The organism is Flavobacterium sp. LHD-80, assembly GCF_030929605.1.
In the GTDB taxonomy this organism is placed as follows: domain Bacteria; phylum Bacteroidota; class Bacteroidia; order Flavobacteriales; family Flavobacteriaceae; genus Flavobacterium.
In genome coordinates this window covers 41550-63469 of record NZ_JAVFVS010000001.1, presented here as the reverse complement: position 1 = coordinate 63469, position 21920 = coordinate 41550, and the positions used below count along the sequence as shown (strand labels likewise).

Annotated in this window: 15 protein-coding genes; 7 read left to right on the top strand and 8 right to left on the bottom strand. The window is 34.6% G+C overall.

Going from position 1 to position 21920, the window contains the following annotated elements:
* The first annotated feature begins 194 nt into the window (after positions 1 to 194).
* Positions 195 to 572: a DoxX family membrane protein gene (locus RB619_RS00260; RefSeq protein WP_035649228.1), complete on the top strand. Its 378-nt coding sequence runs from the start codon at positions 195 to 197 to the stop codon at positions 570 to 572.
* Between the two features lie 58 nt (positions 573 to 630).
* On the opposite strand, the gene RB619_RS00255 is transcribed toward RB619_RS00260, so the two are convergent.
* The 4 genes from RB619_RS00255 to RB619_RS00240 form a co-directional block, all read right to left on the bottom strand.
* Positions 631 to 1176, bottom strand: a complete 546-nt coding sequence (locus RB619_RS00255; protein ID WP_308092574.1) for a lipocalin family protein — start codon at positions 1174 to 1176, stop codon at positions 631 to 633.
* A gap of 414 nt (positions 1177 to 1590) precedes the next feature.
* Positions 1591 to 2994 carry a dihydrolipoyl dehydrogenase gene (lpdA, locus tag RB619_RS00250; protein WP_035649234.1) on the bottom strand — a complete coding sequence of 468 codons (1404 nt, stop codon included), beginning with the start codon at positions 2992 to 2994 and terminating at the stop codon, positions 1591 to 1593.
* 238 nt (positions 2995 to 3232) lie between these two features.
* A complete protein-coding gene (locus RB619_RS00245; RefSeq protein ID WP_308092570.1) occupies positions 3233 to 3601 on the bottom strand; it encodes a hypothetical protein in 369 nt (122 codons plus the stop codon).
* A gap of 191 nt (positions 3602 to 3792) precedes the next feature.
* Positions 3793 to 4251, bottom strand: coding sequence for an Lrp/AsnC family transcriptional regulator (locus RB619_RS00240; RefSeq protein ID WP_012024199.1), 459 nt, complete (start codon positions 4249 to 4251; stop codon positions 3793 to 3795).
* A gap of 358 nt (positions 4252 to 4609) precedes the next feature.
* Here RB619_RS00240 and RB619_RS00235 point away from each other — a divergent pair, with 358 nt between their 5' ends.
* Positions 4610 to 5842, top strand: coding sequence for an aminotransferase class I/II-fold pyridoxal phosphate-dependent enzyme (locus RB619_RS00235; RefSeq protein WP_308092568.1), 1233 nt, complete (start codon positions 4610 to 4612; stop codon positions 5840 to 5842).
* A 185-nt stretch (positions 5843 to 6027) separates the two neighbouring features.
* Here the strand turns inward: RB619_RS00235 and RB619_RS00230 are convergent, their stop codons facing one another.
* Positions 6028 to 7959 carry an amino acid permease gene (locus RB619_RS00230; protein ID WP_308092566.1) on the bottom strand — a complete coding sequence of 644 codons (1932 nt, stop codon included), beginning with the start codon at positions 7957 to 7959 and terminating at the stop codon, positions 6028 to 6030.
* 340 nt (positions 7960 to 8299) lie between these two features.
* Here RB619_RS00230 and RB619_RS00225 point away from each other — a divergent pair, with 340 nt between their 5' ends.
* Together RB619_RS00225 and RB619_RS00220 are read left to right on the top strand one after the other, a co-directional pair.
* Complete coding sequence (locus tag RB619_RS00225; protein ID WP_308092563.1) at positions 8300 to 10456, top strand: DPP IV N-terminal domain-containing protein; 2157 nt, start codon at positions 8300 to 8302, stop codon at positions 10454 to 10456.
* Between the two features lie 310 nt (positions 10457 to 10766).
* Positions 10767 to 11921, top strand: a complete 1155-nt coding sequence (locus RB619_RS00220) for a Gfo/Idh/MocA family oxidoreductase (protein ID WP_308092561.1) — start codon at positions 10767 to 10769, stop codon at positions 11919 to 11921.
* Positions 11922 to 12118: 197 nt separating this feature from the next.
* On the opposite strand, the gene RB619_RS00215 is transcribed toward RB619_RS00220, so the two are convergent.
* From RB619_RS00215 to RB619_RS00205, 3 genes are all read right to left on the bottom strand, one after another.
* Positions 12119 to 15025: an FAD-binding protein gene (locus RB619_RS00215; protein ID WP_308092559.1), complete on the bottom strand. Its 2907-nt coding sequence runs from the start codon at positions 15023 to 15025 to the stop codon at positions 12119 to 12121.
* A 199-nt stretch (positions 15026 to 15224) separates the two neighbouring features.
* On the bottom strand, positions 15225 to 15515 hold the full coding sequence (locus tag RB619_RS00210; protein ID WP_308092557.1) for a hypothetical protein: 291 nt from the start codon (positions 15513 to 15515) through the stop codon (positions 15225 to 15227).
* Positions 15516 to 16070: 555 nt separating this feature from the next.
* The gene (locus RB619_RS00205) at positions 16071 to 17303 is read right to left on the bottom strand and encodes a hypothetical protein (protein WP_308092555.1); all 1233 of its coding nucleotides are present in this window, start codon (positions 17301 to 17303) and stop codon (positions 16071 to 16073) included.
* Between the two features lie 222 nt (positions 17304 to 17525).
* On the opposite strand from RB619_RS00205, the gene RB619_RS00200 reads away from it, so the two are divergent.
* The 3 genes from RB619_RS00200 (at position 17526) to RB619_RS00190 (ending at position 21902) form a co-directional block, all read left to right on the top strand.
* Positions 17526 to 18734 (top strand): anhydro-N-acetylmuramic acid kinase, encoded by a 1209-nt coding sequence (locus RB619_RS00200; RefSeq protein ID WP_308092552.1) that lies wholly within the window; start codon positions 17526 to 17528, stop codon positions 18732 to 18734.
* 290 nt (positions 18735 to 19024) lie between these two features.
* A complete protein-coding gene (locus tag RB619_RS00195) occupies positions 19025 to 20596 on the top strand; it encodes a family 10 glycosylhydrolase (RefSeq protein ID WP_308092545.1) in 1572 nt (523 codons plus the stop codon).
* A complete protein-coding gene (locus RB619_RS00190) occupies positions 20583 to 21902 on the top strand; it encodes an MFS transporter (protein WP_308092543.1) in 1320 nt (439 codons plus the stop codon). The genes RB619_RS00195 and RB619_RS00190 overlap by 14 nt, the downstream gene beginning before the upstream one ends.
* Positions 21903 to 21920 lie beyond the last annotated feature (18 nt).

Sequence of the window (21920 nt, the reverse complement as noted above, 5' to 3'; positions counted from 1 at the left end):
TAGCAATTTAATAATGAAAAAATCGTTATATTTGATATAGCATTCAATTTATCCCAAAATCGAAGTAATTTGATTGCAAAATCCTCAATAAAATAACATTAAAAATTTAATTTCATTTTATCAGAGTATTCAGAACACACGATTTTCAGCACAATTATATATATTTTTTAACTTATTTAAAAATCCTAAGTATTATGAAAATTGCTACTATTATTGTCCGTGTTTTAATTGGTCTTTTGCTTCTTTTTGCTTCCATTAGCTTTTTCTTTCATCTAATGCCAGCAGAACCAGCAACAAACAATGATTTTAAAGCCTTTAATACAGGTTTAATGGCTTCTACTTATTTAATGCCCTTGGCTAAATCAATTGAATTGCTTTGCGGAATTGCATTTGTAACAGGACGTTATGTAACATTAGCTAATATTTTGATCTTGCCTATTACGGTAAATATCTTGTTTATCAATTATTTCCTGACGCCGGAAGGTCTGCCAATTGCAGGATTATTATTTCTGGGGAATTTATTTTTGATTTACAGATATTGGGATAACTACAAAAGTATCTTTACTGCTTAAATTCTTATTAAATTTAAAATAAAAAACCCGACACCATTTAAAGTGCCGGGTTTCTTTTTCAATTTGTTTTGTCATGTTTTACCCAGACAAGATCTGAAATTTTATATCCTATTTCCTGTGCTTTTATAAGATAATCTGCTTTTATACTTTCAGGAATAGTAGTTTCTCGCGAAAGAATCCACATGTATTTTAAATTTTCGCCAGCGACAAGTGCATATTTGTAATCTGAATCAACAGCTATGACATTATATCCAGCATAAAAAGGACCAAAAAATGAGACCTTAAGCATACCAACATCGTCTTTTTTGACAAACTTGGCTTTCCCGATACTTTCCTCCCACTTGTCTTTTTTGACATTATAGCCCCTGTTATCAACTTTTATTGTGCCATTATCATTCGGCGAATACTCGGCAGTTACATTGTTTAAGTTTTCTTCCCATTTGTAATCTAATCTTGCAATCTCAAACCATTTTCCTAAGTATTTTGCTTTGTCAAAATTGGTGACAGCAACCGCTTTTTTCGGAATCTTTGAACCATTGCAAGAATAAAGTATAAATGCAATTCCCGCTCCGAGAAGAATCGGAGTTATATATCTATTTTTCATAATGTTATCTTTTTAATAAGATAAAGATAGCATCAGAATTACACATCTAATTTACAAAATTTTTCTTTGATTTTATATTTTTCGAATCAAAATATTTCATAACTATCAGTCGCATAAATATTTAGTCCCTACGGGACAAATTAAAAAACTAAAATATTTATTTTTCTACCAATATTTAATCTCTCCGAGATTTCATTCTCAAAAAATACAATTGTATTGTGCTATCATCACATAAAACTAATTTTCTTGGTCCATCTCCGTTAGGAGTTAAATATTGGTAACACAAAACAGACGACCATGAGTCTGTCCCGTAGGGACTTCATAAAATCTTATATTTTTTGCTAAATAAAACTATATTAAAAAAAAACGTCAACCCTAAAGTTGACGTTTAAAAAATATGATTTACGTAAAAAATTATACGTGTATTGCTCTATTTTCTGTTGCTGCCAATGCCGCTTCTTTTACCGCTTCCGCGAAAGTTGGGTGCGCATGGCTCATTCTTGAAATATCTTCAGCAGAAGCTTTGAATTCCATTGCAGTTACCGCTTCAGCAATTAAATCTGCTGTACGCGCTCCAATCATGTGAACTCCTAAAACCTCATCTGTTTTTTCGTCAGCAAGGATTTTTACGAATCCATCTAAGTCAGCACTTGCTCTTGCACGTCCTAACGCTTTGAAAGGGAAACTTCCAGACTTGTAAGCAACTCCAGCCGCTTTTAATTGCTCTTCAGTTTGACCAACTGCAGCAACTTCTGGCCAAGTGTAAACTACACCAGGAATTAAGTTGTAATCGATATGTGGTTTTTGACCTGCTAAGATTTCAGCAACCATTGTTCCTTCTTCTTCAGCTTTATGTGCCAACATCGCTCCACGAACAACGTCACCAATTGCATAGATATTTGGAACATTAGTCTGTAAATGATCGTTTACTTCAACTTGTCCTCTGTCTGAAATTTTTACTCCGGCTTTGTCAGCGTTTAATCCGTCTGTATAAGGACGACGACCAACAGAAACTAATGAATAATCTCCTTCAAGAGTAATTGTTTCTCCTTTTGCATTTTCTGCTTGAACTGTAACAGCATCGCCGTTTCTTTCAACCGATTTTACTTTGTGAGAAACGTAGAATTTCATTCCTTGTTTTTTCAATACTTTAGTCAATTCTTTAGAAAGAGAACCGTCCATTCCAGGAATGATTCTATCCATGAATTCAACTACAGAAACCTGAGCTCCTAAACGAAGATAAACTTGTCCAAGCTCGATTCCGATAACTCCACCACCAATAATCACTAAGTGTTTTGGAACTTCTTTTAAAGCTAAAGCTTCAGTAGAAGTGATAATTCTTTCTTTATCAATTTTGATGAATGGTAAAGAAGATGGTTTTGATCCTGTAGCGATTACAGTATATTTTGCTTCGATAGTTTCTGATGTTCCATCAGCTTTTGCAACCGCAATGTGAGTTGCGTCTACGAAAGAACCTAAACCATTGAAAACAGTAATTTTATTTTTATCCATTAAGTAGTTGATTCCACCTACAGTTTGATCTACAACGGCTTGTTTGCGCGCGATCATTTTCTCTAAATTGATCTTTACATCACCAGAAACTTCGATTCCGTGATCTGCAAAATGAGCAATTTCAGCATAATGATGAGAAGAAGATAATAATGCTTTTGAAGGAATACAACCTACGTTAAGGCAAGTTCCGCCCAATGAATTATATTTTTCTACAATTGCAGTTTTGAAACCTAATTGTGCGCAACGAATTGCTGATACATATCCTCCAGGACCTGAACCTATAATGACTACGTCAAATGAACTCATAGTATTTTGTTTTTATTTTAGCGGTTACAAAATTAAGGAATAAAGTTCTGTTTGAAGTTTAATTTTCAATGTTTTTTGTGTGAAAGTTTAGTGAAAGTTTTTTGCCACGAAGGCTCGAAGACACAAAATTTTTACGTTGCGAATTTTTCCGAAAAGTATGCAAAAGGTTACAATAAGTTCTATTTTTTTATCTCTCAAAGACGAAGATACCTAAAGTTCTTAATTCTTAATTTATAATTTATAAAATATTGTATGGACCATCTGCTTGCCCGATAACATCTCCTCCAAATTTAACTAGTTCAAACAATCTAGCAACTGACCACGCAATCTCGTCCTGATTACACCAATAACCATCAATTTCTCCAAATATCTTATAATTAGAAATATTAAATCCTTCTTCAATATCATTAAACCAAATAACTTTGTTTCCGCAAATTGCTACAACCCAAAAACCTCCTCCCATTTCACCATATTCTTTCTCTTCCCATTTTATTGGATCGATTTTAATCAAATCCCAGAAATTCTTCAATTCTCCATCTAAATCTTTTTCTGTTTTCTGAATTTCATCAAAGAGCTCATTTAAAGATATTGGTTCCCATTCTTCCATTATTATAATTTTAAAAGTTAATTCAAATTTAAGTTTTTTTATTTGCAAAGTTTATACACAAACTTTAAGACTCTACTACTTTACGAGATTATTTTAAAATCTTAAAAACTAATCATTTGTTAGACGCACTAAAGTGCGTCTCTACCGAAAAAAAACTTTGAACCTTTGCTCCTCTGAATCTTTGTGCCTTTTTAAAAAGAAATCACCGTTGAATTCTTCACTTCACTAATCATAAACATACTTTGCGTGCTTCCGATATGTTGTAACGAAGTTAATTTGGTTACCAAGAATTCGCGATAAGCTTCCATATCTTTTACCAATACTTTTAAGATATAATCATAATCGCCACTTACATGATGGCATTCTAAAACTTCATTAAGTTTTATGACTTCGCTTTCAAATTTGGTTAGGAATTCTTTAGTGTGCTGAATAAGTTTTAAATGACAGAAAACCACAAATCCTTTTTCGATTTTTGATTTATCAACTAGCGCTACATAGTTCTTTATTATGCCTTCGCGTTCTAACTTTTTGATTCTTTCATATACTGCTGTAACCGAAAGATCAAGTTTTAAGGATAATTCTTTGGTTGTTTTTTTACTATCGGTTTGTAACAAAACCAAGAGTTTTTTATCTGTGGCGTCTAAAGTCATTTTTAGTTGATTTTAAGAGATGAATGAAAATCTATTGATTGAGCTTTATTAATCCAAATTTAGATTAAAAATCACAATTAATATAACTTTATAGATTTAAAATCTAATTATTCATTTTACAGTTGATTAATTTTCTAATTAGATCTTATTTTGAACAGAATTTCTTTTGAAAAAGCGTGCCCTAGCCCTGATAGAAGTGGAAATCCTTTTGTGCCGGTCCCGAGGCTTCGGGAGGCACAAAAGATTGAAACGGATAGCAGGAAATAGCTCCTAAAAAATTTTGTTTCAGGTTTCAAGTTTCAGGTTGTTGGAACTTGAAACCTGAAACTTGAAACAAAACAAACAAAAAACTAACTATATGAAAAACTTCAATCCAGCAGATAAAATTCAGGATTTGCAGTACTTTGGTGAATTTGGCGGTGTGAATCCGTCGATTTCTGATTCTTCGACTTATACTTTTCTTTCGGCTAAAACTATGTTTGATACTTTCGAGGGAAACATGGAAGGCTGTTATTTGTATTCGCGCCATTCATCGCCAAGTAATTTGTATTTGGATCAGGCTTTGGCGGCGATGGAAGGCACAGAAACGGCGAATGTTTCGGCTTCGGGAATGGGAGCGATTACGCCTACTCTATTACAGCTTTGTGGCGCGGGCGATCACATTGTTTCTAGCCGAACTATATATGGTGGCACTTATGCTTTTTTAAAGAATTTCACACCTCGATTCGGAATTGAAACGAGTTTCGTTGATATCACAAAATTGAATGCTGTTGAAGCTGCAATTACGTCAAAAACAAAAGTTTTGTACTGCGAAACAGTTAGTAATCCGTTACTAGAAGTAGCTAATATTGCTGGCTTGGCGCAAATTGCTAAAAAGCATAATTTAAAATTGGTTGTCGATAATACGTTTTCACCGCTTTCGGTTTCTCCTGCAAAATTAGGCGCTGATATTGTGATTCACAGTTTAACAAAATACATTAACGGAAGTAGTGATACAGTGGGCGGTGTAACTTGTGCGTCTAAAGAATTTATTAATTCGCTGAAAAATGTAAATTCTGGCGCGAGTATGCTTTTGGGTCCAACAATGGATAGTTTGCGTTCTGCAAGTGTGATGAAAAATTTACGTACGCTTCATATCCGAATTAAACAGCACAGTCATAATGCACATTTCTTGGCTGATCAATTTGAAAAAGATGGTTTGAAAACGGTTTATCCGGGATTAAAAAGTCACCCGAGTCATGAATTGTACAAAACAATGATTAATCCGGAATATGGTTTTGGAGGAATGCTGACAATTGATGTTGGAACTTTGGAAAAAGCCAATGAATTAATGGAATTAATGCAGGAACGAAATCTAGGATATTTGGCCGTAAGTTTAGGTTTTTATAAAACCCTTTTCAGTGCGCCGGGAACCTCAACTTCAAGTGAAATTCCGTTAGACGAACAAAAAGAAATGGGATTGACTGATGGTTTGATTCGTTTTTCTATTGGTTTGGATAACGATATTGATCGTACTTATGAAATGATGAGAGCTTGTATGGTTGAGCTTGGGATTTTAAAGCTTTCAACTTCACAAGTTTTACAAGATTAACAACTTCTGTTTGTCATTTCGACGAAGGAGAAATCTCCACGAGAAGCTCGACAAAGATTGGATTTTCGTTGCGGAGCTACTTACGAAGATTTCTCCTTCGTCGAAATGACAAAAATGCGATAAAAAAAAGCCGTTTTGAAATAATTCTCAAAACGGCTTTTTCATTTATAATTTATAATTCACAATTAATAATTACCTAAGTTTAGTTTACTATTTTTTCTACTGTAAGTAAAGTAAATAAATAAACCAATCAGCAACCAGATTGTAAAGTAAATCCAGTTCCATACGCTTAATTCGGCCATCATGTAAAGACAGCAGATTAATCCCAAAAGCGGAATTAAAGAAAGATTTCTTCTAAATGCCCAAACAGCTAATCCAACTAAAACGAATAAGAAAATCCACATCGGGATTTTGTGTTTGAATAAACTAAAACCTGATTCGTATTTTAGAGAATCATTGATTGGAAGTCCTTTTACAACTTCAGCATATTTAGCATCGTCGTCTTGATATTGACTTAATAAATGCTCTAAATCTGATGTTTCTGCCGTTTTATTATGAACATCAATACTTTCTAAATAACTAAAAACTTTTGCAGATTCTTCTTTATTTAAAGAAGTGATAATAGTTGTTGCGTCGTTTATTTGTGCTTCATTATTAATAAAAGCCATTGTTGCTTTATTGTTGAATGCAAATGCATAATACAATCCTGCAATTATTAAAACCGGCATAATAAACTTTGCATTGATATAAGGCGTTTTGAATTTTCCTCTCGGAATTTCGGGCTTATTTTGCAATACTAAAACTCCCGCACAAACAAGTACGAAGGCAAATAAAGTTCCAATACTACATAAATCAGTTACCATTGTAAGATTCAAAAACAAAGCTGGAACTGCAACCACAAAACCGGTTACAATTGTAGCAAAAGATGGAGTTTTGAATTTTGGGTGAACGGTAGAGAATTTCTTTGGCAATAAACCATCACGACTCATACTCATCCAGATACGTGGTTGTCCCATTTGGAAAACCAATAAAACGCTAGCCATTGCCACTACTGCACTTACAGCAATAATTCCCGACATCCATTTTAAGTTTAATTTATCGAAAACAAATGCAAGAGGATCTCCAACATTTAATTCGTTATATTTAACCATTCCCGTTAAAACCAAGGCAATAGCAATGTATAATATTGTACAAATAATAATCGCCCACATCATACCGCGCGGTAAATCTCTTTGGGGATTTTTACATTCTTCTGCAGTTGTTGAAATCGCATCAAAACCAATATAAGCAAAGAAAACCGCAGAAACTCCTTTAAGAACTCCTCCAACTCCATTTGGAGCAAATGGATCCCAGTTTGCTGTATCTACATAAAATACGCCGACTGCGATTACTAAAAGCACCACGCAAAGTTTTACGACAACCATTAAGTTGCTTGCGTTACGAGATTCTTTCATTCCTCTGTAAACCAAAGCCGTAATCAAAATGATAATAAACAAAGCTGGCAAATCGGTTACAAAATGGAAAGATCCTATTGTTGGTGCTGTTGTCCAAGCTGTATGTGCTTGCTGTAAAGCAACACTTAAATTTTCGAACGATTTTCCGCCACGCATTAAAGCTTCGGCATCATTAAATCCGTTCGAAGCGGTTAAATAATCCATCTGAATCCATTGTGGCAAATGAATACCACCACTCTGGAGTAGTCCGGTAAAATAATCGCTCCATGATATCGCGACCGTTATATTCCCAACGGCATATTCCATAATTAAGGCCCAGCCAATTATCCAAGCGATAATTTCTCCAAAAGCAACATAAGAATAGGTATAAGCACTTCCTGAAACCGGAACCATTGAAGCAAATTCGGCGTAAGCAAAAGCGGCAAAACTACAAGCCAAAGCGGTAAACAAGAATAAGAAAATAACGGCTGGTCCGCCGTCTGCACTTGCTTTTCCTATCGTGCTAAAAATTCCTGCTCCAACAATGGCTGCTATCCCAAAAGCAGTTAAATCTTTGGTAGTCAAATGTTTTCCTAATGCATTATGACCATCTGATTCATTCTGAGCAACCTGCTTCAAAATATCCTGTACTGTTTTCTTTCGGAATAAACTTGAAAATGCCATATATGTTTTGCTGTTATAAAATTAATTTAATTCAGTCGATTTTGTTTTATTTTGCAAATAATGCAAAAATTATCCTGATTTCAAATATATAAAACGATTTTGTTTTTTCGTTGTTTTTTTGCCACGAAGACACTAAGTCGCAAAGTTCTTTTTTTTGCTGCAAATTTCTGTTATTTCTTTAATTTTTTCTGCGGTTAATTTAAACCCTAGTTTCATTTGCTCTAAAATATTTACTAGTGATTTTAGTACAAATTTTATACTGCATTTAAAAAAATGAGTAATTTTAAAAGCGATTGAAACTCAAAAAATACACTACTAATCTAAATACAAATATCGGTCGATGAAAAAATTCTTTTTCCTATTGTTTCTAATCTGTTCGAATGCTTTTGCACAAGACATTGACATTGATCAGCTCAATTGGCTACCAAATTCAAATTCGTTTTGGGTAAATTCTCAAAATAACATCATGGTTTATGATGTCAACGAACTCAAACAAGGCAATACTATTTTATCAAATACTCAATTGAAAAACTCTGGTTTTAACGGAGAAATCGAAAGTCTAGTTTGGAATAATGATAAAACAAAAGTGTTGCTTTACACCAATTCTAAAAAAGTTTGGAGAGCCAATACTAAAGGAGATTATTGGTTTTTTGATTTAAAAACTGGTAAAGGAAGACAATTAGGAACAAGTCTAGAAAAATCATCTTTGATGTTTGCCAAATTTTCGAGCGATAACGAAAACGTAGCTTACGTATCTAAACATAATATTTATCTTGAAAATTTAAATTCAGCAAAAATAACCCCGCTAACCACAGACGGAACTGATAAAATCATCAACGGAACTTTTGACTGGGTTTATGAAGAAGAACTTGCGGCACGAGATGGCTTTAGATGGAATCCTGACGGAAAAAGTATTGCATACTGGCGCGTAGATGCATCTGAAACAAAATTTCATTTAATGATTAATAATACTGATGCACTTTATCCTTTTACAATTCCGGTTGAATATCCAAAAGCAGGAGAAAAACCTTCGTCAGTAAAAATTGGAGTTATTGATATTGCATCTTTAAAGACAAATTGGTTGAATATTCCGGGCGCACCAGACAATAATTATTTAGTGCGAATGGAATGGATGAACAATCAAAGCGTAATGGTTGTTCAATTAAACAGAAATCAAAATCAGGCTTCTGTTTATAAATGTGAAGCAAAATCTGGAGAAGCAAGTTTGATTTATCAGGAAAAATCAGATTCATGGATTGATGTTTTTGATATTTCTTCGGGAGAATATGATGTTTTTTCGTGTCCGTTTGTTGACAACGGAAAAGCTTTTTTATGGAGTTCTGATGCTGATGGCTGGATGCACATTTACAAAATCAGTATTGATGGCAAAAAGAAAGAATTAATTACGACTGAAAATTTTGATGCTTATTTTAAAGCTTATAATGAAAAGACAAAATCGGTTTATTTTATTGCAAGTCCTACAGATGCTACACAGCGTTATTTGTATGAAACAAATTTAGATTCGAAGAAAACAAAACGCTTAACACCTAAAGAATTTGAAGGAACAAATCAATATAGTTTTTCGACAAACGGAGAATATGCAACCCACACGAATTCAAATATCAATCGAAATTCGAATAACCGTTTAGTGGCGTTATCTGGTCATAAAAAAATATTTCCAGAAACTGCCGATTCTTTTACAAAACCAGAGCGAAATTATTCTCTAGAAAAATTCAAAGTAACCACCGTTGACGGAATAGAGATTGACGGAATTATGGCAAAACCTTTGAATTTTGATCCAACAAAAAAATATCCTGTTTTCTTCTATGTTTATGGAGAACCAATGGCAACAGTTGCAAATGACGAACCTTATTTTTATGGGTTAATTACGCCTTTAATTCCAGCAGGATACATAGGAATCGCAATGGATAATCGCGGCACTCCTGCAATGAAAGGTACAAAATGGAGAAAATCAATCTATAAAAACATCGGAATTATCAATACGCACGATCAAGCGATGGCCGCAAAAGAAGTTTTGAAATGGAATTTTATCGATGCGGATAAAGTAGCGATTCACGGCTGGAGTGGCGGCGGCGCGATGACTTTGAATTTAATGTTTCAGTTTCCTGAAATTTACAAAACCGGAATAGCGATTTCTGCTGTTACAGATCAGCATTTTTATGACAATATTTACACTGAAAGATATATGGGACTTCCAAGTGAAAATGAAGCGAATTATACGAAAGCTTCACCTGTGACTTATGCAAAAAATCTAAAAGGAAATTTATTATACATTCATGGAACTGGCGACGATAACGTGCATTATAAAAATGCCGAAGTTCTAATTAATGAATTGATCAAATACGACAAAATGTTTAATTTGATGATTTACCCAAATCGCACACACAGTATTTCTGAAGGCGATGGAACTATGAAACATCTTTTTGACACTTTCATCAACTATATAAAAGAGAAATCTCCTCCGGGAGCGAAGTAAAACACAACTTTTTTAAGTTTTCACAGCCTTATTATTTTTCGGAATAATGAGGCTTTTTTTATAAGTCCTGATTATGTACAATCTTGTCATTCCGAGGAACGAGGAATCTCCACAAGAAGCTCGACAAAGATTGGGCTTCCCGTTGCGGAGTTACTTGCGGAGATTCCTCGTTCCTCGGAATGACAAGATTACGGATAATATCACAATCAACTTTGTCAAAGTTTTGAACTTTGACAAAGTTCTCTCCACATGTAACTTTTTTAATCACCAGTGTACTAATAAACTAACAACATAACTAAAAAACCAATTTATGGAAAAAATCTCTAGACGTTCTTTTGTAAATAAATTTGGCGTTGGTGTGGGCGCTTCGGTTATTATGACCACACTTCCTTCGTTTTTGACAGCGCCAGAAGAAAATCAAAAACCGTATACCGGAAAAAAACTAAACGTGGCTTTGTGCGGTTTAGGAAATTATGCCTCAAGATTGGCCGATGGAATTCAGGCTTCTCAATATTGTAATCTTACGGGAATTGTTACGGGAACTCCAGAAAAAGCTATTCAATGGAAGACCAAATTCAATATTCCAGAAAAGAATATTTACAATTATGAGAATTTTGATGAGATTATAAAAAACAAAGATATTGATTTGGTTTATGTCGTTACTCCAAACGGACTTCATAAAGAATTTGTCATTCGCGCTGCAAAAGCTGGCAAACATGTTATTACCGAAAAACCAATGGCAATTACAGTGAAAGATTGCGAGGAAATGATAAAAGCTTGTGAAGAAAATAAAGTACAACTGGCAATTGGCTATCGCTTGCATTACGAACCAACACATCTTGAAATTAAAAGATTAGGACAAAATAAAGTTTTTGGACAAGTGCGTTATATCGAAGCTTCTCTTGGTTATAAAATTCATGATCCGCTTGATACAAAAAGCACTGTCAATTTTAGTGACCGAAACGAATGGCGACTTAACAAAAAATTATCTGGAGGTGGTCCGTTAATGGATTTAGGGGTTTATTGTATTCAGGCTAGTCGTTATGTTTTGGGCGAAGAACCCATTGCGGTTACGGCCCAATTTGGTCCTGTATACAACAAGCAAATTTTTTCTGAAACCGAAGAAAGTATTTCCTGGCAAATGGAATTTCCTAGCGGAGCAACTGCTAATTGCAACACAACTGTAGCTTACGACATTGACCGATTTTACGCTTCCGCAGATGAAGGTTCGTTTGAATTAAGTCCGGCTTTGAGTTACGGTCCATTTGAAGGAAAAACATCTAAAGGTCCGCTAAAATTCCCTGTGATAAACCAACAGCAGACACAAATGGATGAAATTGCAAAACTTTTATTAGAGAACAAAAAACTGCCCAATCATATTACAGGCGAAGAAGGACTTAAAGATATTAAAGTCATCAACGCAATTTATAAAGCTGCTGAAACCGGGAAAAAAGTATCGTTGTAATTTTAGCACACGGATGACGCGGATTTAGACTGATTGACGCTGAGTTTTGTTTCACGCAGATTTAAAAAGATTTGAGCAGATGCACACAGATTTATAATTAATTTAAAAGTAAATCTGCTTAAATCTGCAAAATCTGCGTGAAAAAAAACTTTGCGTAATCGTTAGCTCCCGATAGCTATCGGGATTGCGGTTAAACTTTACTTCAAACAATTCCTCAAAATACTAACCGGATGCTGTGCTTCACGTTTTGTACCATCATAAATTTGATGACGACAACTCGTTCCTGCAGCGGCGATTTTTACGTTTTCGGCAGTGTTGCGCACTTTTGGAAAAAGCGTGTCCTCGCCCATTTGCATACTCACTTTATAATGTTCTTTTTCATAACCAAAAGATCCCGCCATTCCGCAACAACCCGAATTATAAATCGTAACCGTATTATTTTTAGGCAGATTCAACATGGCGAAAGTCGCTTCAACAGAACTTAACGATTTCTGATGACAATGTCCATGAATTTTGATTTCTTTTGTTTCCTCCGAAAAAGAATCTGGCGTTATTTTTCCGTCGATGATTTCCTTTTTGAAAAATTCTTCGATGGTAAAAGCGTTTTGCGAAATTCTTTCCGCATTTTCTTTATCCGATGCCAATCGTAAATATTCATCTCTAAAAGTCAAAATCGCCGAAGGTTCAATTCCAATTAACGGCGCGTTGCTTGAAATTAAATCTTTGAAAATATTGACATTGATATCCGTGATTTTTTTAGCTTCTTCCAAAAATCCTTTTGAAAGATACGTTCTTCCGCTTTCTTCATGATTTACGATTAAAACTTCGTAACCTAATTTTGTCAATAATTCAACGGCATCAATACCAATATTTACGTCGTAATAATTCGTGAATTCATCAACAAACAAATACAATTGTCCGTTCGGAAAATCGGCATTTTTAGGTTTATTGTTTTCATACCATTTTCTAAACGTCTTTTTTGCTAATAATGGGACTTGTCTTTCCGGCGCAATTCCCATTGACTTTTTAACCAAAGACTGATTCGAAATAAAATTCGTAATCGACGGGAATTTGCTTCCCATTTTATTCAATTTGGCGTTGTTGGCAAAAATCTTATTTCTAGTCGAAAAGCCGTTTGCTTTTTGATATTGGTATAAAAACTCCGCTTTTAAAGTCGCAACGTCAACATTACTCGGACATTCGCTGGCGCAGGCTTTACAGCTTACACACAACTCAAAAACTTCGTATAATTCTTTCTGATCAAATTTGTTTTCTTTTTCAGAATACGTCAAATATTCGCGTAACGCATTTGCTCTTGCACGAGTCGTTTCTTTTTCATTTCGCGTTGCACGATAACTTGGGCACATTGCTCCGCCGGCCGATGGCATTTTTCGGCAATCGCCAGAGCCGTTACATTTTTCTGCAGCACGCAAAATTCCTAAACTGTCTGAGAAATCCTGAAACGTTTTAATATCTGGTTCTACTCTGCCCGAAATTACACGATGGTTTTCGTCCATTTTCAAAGCGTTGACAATCTTTCCGATATTGAAAACCGAATTCGGGTCAAACGCTAATTTGATTCTTTTCAGCAGTTCGTAATTCTTCTCACCAATCATAAACGGAATAAATTCTCCGCGCACGATTCCGTCACCATGTTCACCACTTAACGAACCTCTGTATTTTTTCACCAAATGCGCCACATCGGTCGCAATGGTTCTGAATAATTTTAAATCTTCCGTTTTCTTCAAATTCAAAACTGGACGCAAATGCAATTCTCCCGCGCCGGCATGCGCATAATAAATCGCTTCCTGTCCGTGGCTTAACATCATCGCCGAAAACTCTGCAATATATGCTGGCAAATCGCTTAATTCTACGGCCGTATCTTCAATAGAATCTGCCGCTTTGTTGTCGCCTACGATACTTCCTAAAAGTCCGAGTCCCGCTTTTCTAAGTTCGTTGGCTTTATCAATATCAGGGCCGTAAATTTTTACTAACGCATAACCAAAATTGTGTTTTTCTAAATCGGCAATTAAAGCGTTTGCCTGATTTTCGGCATCTTCTAAAGTATGCGACGCCACTTCAAACAACATAATCGCTTTGGGTTCACCAACTAAAAAGAATCTATTTTTAATGTGTTCACGATTCGTTTTGGTACAATCCAAAATCGTATCGTCGATCATTTCGCAAGTATACAAATGATGTTTCATCGCCACCACAACAGATTCCAAAGATTCCTGAATCGTATGATAATGCCCAACGACCATAATACTGTGCGCTGGCGGTAAATCGTCAACTTTTAAAGTGATTTCGGTTGTAAAGGCCAGCGTTCCTTCGCTTCCGCAAAGTAATTTTCCGAGGTTTATTGTTGGTTCGGTTCCGCCAAAGATTTCTGATTTTAGCAGAATATCAACGGCGTAACCTGTATTTCGTCTGTGAATTTCCGGTTTCGGAAACTCTTTTATAATTTCTTCCTGATTTTCTTTTACCGAAAGTTCGTCGTAAACGCTTTTGTAGATTTTATTTTCTAAAGAATCGCCTTGGGTTTTCTCGATAAATTCCGCCGAAGTCAATTCGCCAAAAACTACTTCAGTTCCATCACTCAAAATCGCTTTTACTTCAGCAATTTTATCACGCGTAACGCCATATCGAATCGAAGTGGTTCCAGAGGAATTATTTCCCACCATTCCGCCAATCATCGCGCGATTAGAAGTCGAAGTAATGGGCGCAAAGAAAACGCCATGTTGTTTCAAAAATAAATTCAGCTCATCTCGAATAACGCCGGGCTGAACCGTAACTGTTTTTTTTTCGGCATCGTAACCTAATATTTTGGTAAAATGCTTCGAAACATCAATCACAAGTCCATCACCAACGGCTTGCCCGGCAAGTGAAGTTCCAGCTGTTCTTGGCGTAACCGAAATGTTATGTTCTCGCGCAAAGCGAATTAACCTGCTGATATCTGCTGTAGATTTAGGCAAAGCCACCGCATTTGGCCGAATCCGATACACCGATGCATCTGTCGAATAAAGTGTTTTATGAAGATCATCGTATAAAAGTGTGCCCTCGAGCTCGCCGGCTAATTGCTCTAAATCCTTAAGTTGTAACATTATTGCTGATTTTTGCTTTTCTTTTGAATTACAAAAATAGGTATTTTTTTAAGGTTCAAAGTGATATAGTGACAAAGAGGCAAAGGTTTTCTTTGTGATTGATTTTTAAATTGAAGTTTGGTATTTTAACACTATTGTCATCCTGAGCAGTCCCGATGGTTATCGGGAGAAGGCTTATAAAAACGTAAATTTTCTGTTTTTAATCAATAAGTCCTTCTGTAAACTTTTTAGAAAGATTTTCAAAAGTCGGTTTCATGTAAGCTTGAAAAGTATTTGCCTCTTCAAGGGTTTGAAAAGGTATCAAATGCTCATCAATCAATGCATTTAATATAAAGTTTAGGTGCGTAATGTACTCTTGAAAACCATCCAGATAATGAGATTTTGCATCTACTAGTTCGATACCTGATAATTTTTCAAAAGGCTGGCGCTTTGCGTTTATATACGCTTCTGCATTTTTAATAAATTCCTCTTTGATTTTTTCGTAACTCATGTCTTGATGATATAGATGTAACGTTTTGCCTTCTGTTTGAAAATCCTGTATGGATAATTTCCCGAATAAATCTAACAGACAATATGAGTGTGTGGCTTTCTATTTTGAGTACTTCATTTACTCAAATTTAACAAAAATTAGCGAGTATAACAAGATTTTGAAATGTGCTAAACTTCAAGAACGCATTTGGGATTTTAACTTTAATTAGGAGCTGATTCCTGCTGTCCGCTATATCTTTTGCGGCGAACCCCGCCACAAAAGGATGTCGCTTCCATCAGGGCTAGGACATTCGGTTTCATAAGAAGATTTACGATATATAATTATTAATTTTAACTGAATAATTTATCAAAACATTTTCAAATGCTAGCGCGATCGTCTCGCTCGTGAACACAAAGTATCTAATTTTATACCTAGAATCAGTTTAATAATTAAATAAATTTTTAAATATGAAACATCCTTGCGGGCACGAGCGAGACGCTCGCGCTAGCAGGAGATATATATTTTCAACTTATATTGCGCGCAGTCTATGCTGTCATGAACTGCAAATTCGAGCTATCAGGAGTTAGTTTCTAAAGTATCCTCATTCAATATCTTGTTTGATTTTTGCATATGAACAAATACTAATTCTCCTTGACTCACAACTTTATCTAGTATCTTTTTAGATACCCTCATGTTTTTTAACAAACCCAAACCAACTGTAAAGTCAAGAAGGAAGCTAATATAAAGCAACTCAAAATCTGAAAAAATATTTTTATTCTTTATGTTACTATGTACATGATAATCTCTCGAACGTATAATTTTTGAAATAAAATCATCAAAACTAATTTCATTAATTTTACTTATGGCAAGAATATTTTCTTTATTGCATTTTAGATAATCCGCTAATTTTTTATTTTTATGATTTACATATAATTTATTAAATGCTTCAAATGTCGCAATTGAATTTATAAATCTTCTACTATGGCTTAAATTAGTTCCTAATAAATTTTCCATTAATTTATCTAAACAAAATTTAAATTCTGTTGAAATATAAGCCTGTTTAATTAAAGTAGAAAGATCTTCTAAAATTTCATCATAATATAAATGAATATAACTAGACCCTGATTTTTCAAATTTATTCTCCTGATAGTAAATCGCCACAGATTCTCCACAAGTTAAACATTGAAACGAAAAAAAACTAAACTGCCTTGTTCTGGCTGAAATAAATTGCAGAAATTTTTGAAATATGTTATAATAATCAAATGCCGTTAATAAAGAGATTTCCTCATCAGATTCAAAAATCAAATAACCATCATTTTTAAGAACAAATTCTTTGTGACCAATACTAGAACTTGAAGTTTGTTTTATTTCAATTGACAAACCTAATTCTTCTATTCTAAAGTGATCAGAGATATCACTTTCCTTAATTAGTTTATCTTCTGAAAAGTCATACCAATTAGTTTTGGCAGTCCAATCAACAATAGCATCATTTCCGATTTCAAACTTTTTAAATTTAAGACCACTAATTTGTACAAAGTGATTTATAGAGATAAAACAATATTTCGGTTGATATATTCGAACTTCAGTAATACCACTTTGACTAAATTTAATTCTGCAATCAATAAATGTTATATATCCTAATCCTGTAAATACCCCCAAGATTATTTGATGCTTATATACAGAACGATCTGACCTTAAATTTGTTTCTAACGAAACTCTTCCATTTATAAAGTTAAGTATACAAAAACATTTTGTCTCTTCTTTATCAACAAACCATACTTCACCGTAATACTTATTTTCCTTAAACATATTTTATTAATCTGTTAATTCATTTATATATTCTTCAACTACTTTCCCTAAAACCCAGTATTCAAATCCACTTTCTAGACAATATCTTAAATAAATTGAAAAGATAAGTAAAGCAATATACATTTAAAAGTCTCTCAAAAAAAAACAAAATATCCTTCATTTCCCTAAATTTATCCCCAAATAAATCCCATTTTAGCATTATCAAAAAAGCATTCCATCAAAATGAATAAAAATATAACCGCCCTTTACAAAATAGCTCAAAAAGAAACCCGAAAAATAATCGGTTTAATGTCAGGAACCTCGCTTGACGGACTTGACTTGGCGCTTTGTGAAGTTTCGGGCGAAGGGGAAAATACAATTGTAAAAATCGAACAGTTTGAAACCATCGATTACAGCGAAAACATTAAAACCGAAATCAGAAAAGTGTTTGCTAAAAAAACAATCGATTTTCAGCATTTGGTTTTACTAAACGAATGGATTGCCAATTTGCACGCCGGAATGATCAACGATTGTCTTTCAAAATGGAATATTCCCGCAAGCGAAGTCGATTTAATCGCATCGCACGGACAAACAGTTTTACACGCGCCAAAGTTTTTGCATCAGCAGGAAAAATTTCCAAATGCGACATTACAAATTGGCGACGGCGATCATATTGCGGTAAAAACCGGAATTATAACTTTGTCAGATTTCAGACAAAAACATGTTGCTGCGGGCGGTGAAGGCGCGCCTTTGGCGGTTTATGGCGATTATTTGTTATTCAGCAAAAAAGGTGAAAACCGAATTATGCTCAACATGGGCGGCATCGCAAATTTCACGTATTTACCCGCCTCACAAAACGCCGAAGAAGTTTTTGTAACCGATACCGGAACTGCAAATACTTTAATTGATATTTTCACCAAACAATTTTTCCCTGAAAAAAGTTTCGATAAAGATGCTGAAATCGCTAAAAGCGGCACTGTAAATCAAGTACTTTTAACCGAATTAAAAAGCGACGCCTTCTTCCAGAAAAGCTTCCCAAAAACCATTGGTCAGGAATTATTCAATCATAATTTTGTAAACTCGGCTTTAGTAAAATTAGGTTTAGAGAACATTTCGGCACCAGATTTGCTGGCCACTTTAACGCGCCTAAGCGCCGAGACAATTGCTGAAGCGGTTTTGTTTGTTGTCCAAAATACTAAAACACCAATCGAAGAGTTTACAGTTTATATGTCGGGCGGTGGCGCGAGGAATCCGTTACTGGTGAGTTGGTTACAGGAATTATTGTCTTGTAAATTTGAAAAAAGCGACGTTCTCGGAATTTCAGGCGATGCAAAAGAAGCGGTTTTGTTTGCTGTTTTGGCGAATGAAACGGTTGCAGGAGGCAATTATAATTTTGGTTCAAAAAAAGGAATTCCATCGGTAACTATGGGTAAAATTTCTTTTCCAAGCTAAATATTTTTTGCCACAGATAAAAAGGATTAAAAAGATTAATCCATAAAATCCTTTAATCTGTGGCTATAAAAAAGTTGCCACGAATTACACAAATTTCCACTAATTTTTTCTGACTGTATAAAAAACAATTCGCGGTAATTCGTGTAATTCGTGGCTAAAAAAAATACCATTACTTGCGCAAATTGCACTATTTTTTCCTTTTAATTATTCCTTTCAAAAATAATTTGTGAAAATTCGTGTAATTCGTGGCAAAAGAAACTATTTTTGGTTTTTGTTAATAAAAGATTGAAATGCATAAAAATCAGCACTTACTATACTCTATTATATTTTTGTTTTTCTTTGGATGGAAATCCGTTGCACAGGAAAAAATACTGCATCCTAAAAACGAATTTAGAGGTGTGTGGATTGCGACTGTTGTGAATATTGACTGGCCTAAAACAGCCTCTGACAACGTCGAAAAAGAAAAAGCTGATTATCTTGAGATTTTAGAAACCTACAAAAAATTAAATTATAACGCCGTAATTGTTCAGGTTCGAAGTGTTGGCGATGCTATTTATCCTTCTGAATTTGCTCCTTGGTCGCGATTTTTGACAGGGAAAGAAGGTTTGGCTCCTAACCCATATTATGATGCATTGGCTTGGATGATCGAGCAAGCGCACAACCGCGGATTTGAATTTCACGCGTGGCTGAATCCGTATCGCGCGACTTTCGATTTAAATAAAAACCTTTTAAGCCCAGGACATGATCTTTTCAAACATCCGGAATGGATGATTGAATACGGCGGAAAATACTATTATGATCCAGCTTTACCTGAGGTTCAAGCGCATTTGACGAAAGTCGTAAAAGAAGTCGTTGACAAATACGATATCGATGCGATTCATTTTGATGATTATTTTTATCCTTATGCCGTTCCTGGAAAAGTCTTTAACGATTCGGCTTCATACAAAAAATATGGTGCTGGTTTAAGTTTATCTGATTGGCGTCGTGCGAATGTGAGCAACTTTGTACACACGATTTCAACAACAATCAAAGCAAGCAAACCTTGGGTTCAATTCGGAATCAGTCCGTTTGGGGTTTGGCGAAACAAAACACAGGATCCAAGAGGTTCTGAAACTGCATCAACATCAAATTACGACGATTTATATGCTGATCCTATTTTATGGATGGATCAAAAATGGATTGATTATATCTTGCCTCAATTATATTGGAGCATGAATAATCCTAGAGCTTCTTATTCAAAATTAGTAAAATGGTGGTCTGAAAACTCTAATAATACTGCTATTTATATTGGTCACGCTACTTACAAAATTAGAGCCGATGGTGATAAAAACTGGAATTTTATGCAGGAAATTCCAACTCAAATTGACTTTTTGAGAACCTTTAAAAATGTTTCCGGAAGTGCTTATTTCAGCTCTAAATGGTTTATGAATAAAAACTTTGATGTGGTTCGCCATTTAGAAGAAAATCAATACCGATATCCAGCGCTTCCTGCTCCGGTTCCGAATTTAAAACACGTAATTATCGATACGCCACAAATTGCTGAATATACCAAAGACAGTATCAAATATACTTTTACAGTAAAAAGTCCGCTGAATACAAAAGTGCGTTATATGGTTGTTTATGGCGGCGAACATGTTTCTAAAATCGACATTAATGACGCTACAAAAATTGTAGAAAAAGTGACCGTAAAAGAAGTTGACGGGAATATCACGTTTTCAATTGCGGGCGGAAAACTCAATCTTTATAAAGCCTGCGCCGTAACTTTTATTGATTATTATGCCAATGAAAGCACGCCAACTGCCATAGATCTAAAAAAACCATTTAAAAACTATACACCAAATCAACCTAATGAAAATAGATAAACCTTGGTTCTGGATTCCGTTTCTAAACTTTGCTTCTGGATTACCTTATGCCATAATTATTTCGGTTTCGGTAATTATGTACAAAAATCTAGGAATTTCAAATGAAGACATTGGTATTTATACCAGTTTATTATATCTTCCTTGGGTAGTAAAACCGCTTTGGAGTCCGCTTATTGAATTAGTCGGAACCAAAAGAAAATGGTTTTTATCGATGCAGTTATTAATCTCGATTGCCTTTTTATTAGTTGGATTAGCAATTCCAACAAACGGATTTTTCATGATGTCTTTAGCGATATTTTGGGTAGCCGCTTTTGCTTCTGCTTCAAATGATATTGCGACCGATGGTTTCTATTTATTGGTTTTGCCAGAAGATAAACAATCTTTCTTTATAGGAATCAGAAGTACTTTTTATAGACTTTCGATGCTTGCCGGAAATGGATTAGTGGTACTTTTTGCTGGATATTTAGAACACAAATATGGTGACAACACAAAGGCTTGGTCGTATACTATGATTTGTGTTGGTTTATTAATGACTTTCATAACAGCTTACAATTTTATTTTTACTCCAAAAAACGAAATCAATGCTGTAGAAAGCAACAAAGAAACAGCTCGCCAAAACTTCGGAACCATATTTATCAGTTTCTTCCAGAAAAAACAAATCGGATTGATTTTGGCTTTTATTTTGGTTTTCCGACTAGGAGAATCACAATTGCTAAAAATGCTAAGTCCTTTTTTACTTGATAACAAAGAATTAGGAGGAATGGGATTAGACACTGAAGCCGTTGGAATTATTTATGGAACATTAGGAATTCTTGCTCTAACAATTGGAGGAATTTTAGGAGGAATTGCAATTTCTAAACATGGACTTACTAAATGGATGTTTCCAATGTTTTTAGCAATGCATCTACCAATACTTGGTTTTATTGGTTTAGCTCATTTTCAGCCAGAGGAACTATTTCATCTTCATTTAAATTTATATTTTTTCGAAATAAATTCGCCATTAAATCTTTATACTTGTATTACAGTTGTTTTAGAACAATTTGGTTATGGTTTTGGATTTACTGGTTTCATGATGTTTTTAATTCACGTTGCCGAAGGAGAATCAAAAACAGCACACTATGCACTTGCAACCGGTTTTATGGCATTAGGAATGATGCTTCCGGGAATGTTAAGCGGTTTTATACAACAATATTTAGGCTATCAAAACTTCTTTATTTGGGTTTTATTAGCTACAATTCCAGGTCTTATTTTATCACGTTTTTTAATTTTCCCGAAAGATTTTGGGAAAAAATCAGAAGAAGTTTAAACCCCAAATCAAACTTTT

Coding starts and splice junctions, on each gene's coding strand:
- RB619_RS00260 (WP_035649228.1), top strand. CDS start 195: ATGAAAATTGCTACTATTATTGTCCGTGTTTTAATTGGTCTTTTGCTT.
- RB619_RS00255 (WP_308092574.1), bottom strand. CDS start 1,176: ATGAAAAATAGATATATAACTCCGATTCTTCTCGGAGCGGGAATTGCA.
- lpdA (WP_035649234.1), bottom strand. CDS start 2,994: ATGAGTTCATTTGACGTAGTCATTATAGGTTCAGGTCCTGGAGGATAT.
- RB619_RS00245 (WP_308092570.1), bottom strand. CDS start 3,601: ATGGAAGAATGGGAACCAATATCTTTAAATGAGCTCTTTGATGAAATT.
- RB619_RS00240 (WP_012024199.1), bottom strand. CDS start 4,251: ATGACTTTAGACGCCACAGATAAAAAACTCTTGGTTTTGTTACAAACC.
- RB619_RS00235 (WP_308092568.1), top strand. CDS start 4,610: ATGAAAAACTTCAATCCAGCAGATAAAATTCAGGATTTGCAGTACTTT.
- RB619_RS00230 (WP_308092566.1), bottom strand. CDS start 7,959: ATGGCATTTTCAAGTTTATTCCGAAAGAAAACAGTACAGGATATTTTG.
- RB619_RS00225 (WP_308092563.1), top strand. CDS start 8,300: ATGAAAAAATTCTTTTTCCTATTGTTTCTAATCTGTTCGAATGCTTTT.
- RB619_RS00220 (WP_308092561.1), top strand. CDS start 10,767: ATGGAAAAAATCTCTAGACGTTCTTTTGTAAATAAATTTGGCGTTGGT.
- RB619_RS00215 (WP_308092559.1), bottom strand. CDS start 15,025: ATGTTACAACTTAAGGATTTAGAGCAATTAGCCGGCGAGCTCGAGGGC.
- RB619_RS00210 (WP_308092557.1), bottom strand. CDS start 15,515: ATGAGTTACGAAAAAATCAAAGAGGAATTTATTAAAAATGCAGAAGCG.
- RB619_RS00205 (WP_308092555.1), bottom strand. CDS start 17,303: ATGTTTAAGGAAAATAAGTATTACGGTGAAGTATGGTTTGTTGATAAA.
- RB619_RS00200 (WP_308092552.1), top strand. CDS start 17,526: ATGAATAAAAATATAACCGCCCTTTACAAAATAGCTCAAAAAGAAACC.
- RB619_RS00195 (WP_308092545.1), top strand. CDS start 19,025: ATGCATAAAAATCAGCACTTACTATACTCTATTATATTTTTGTTTTTC.
- RB619_RS00190 (WP_308092543.1), top strand. CDS start 20,583: ATGAAAATAGATAAACCTTGGTTCTGGATTCCGTTTCTAAACTTTGCT.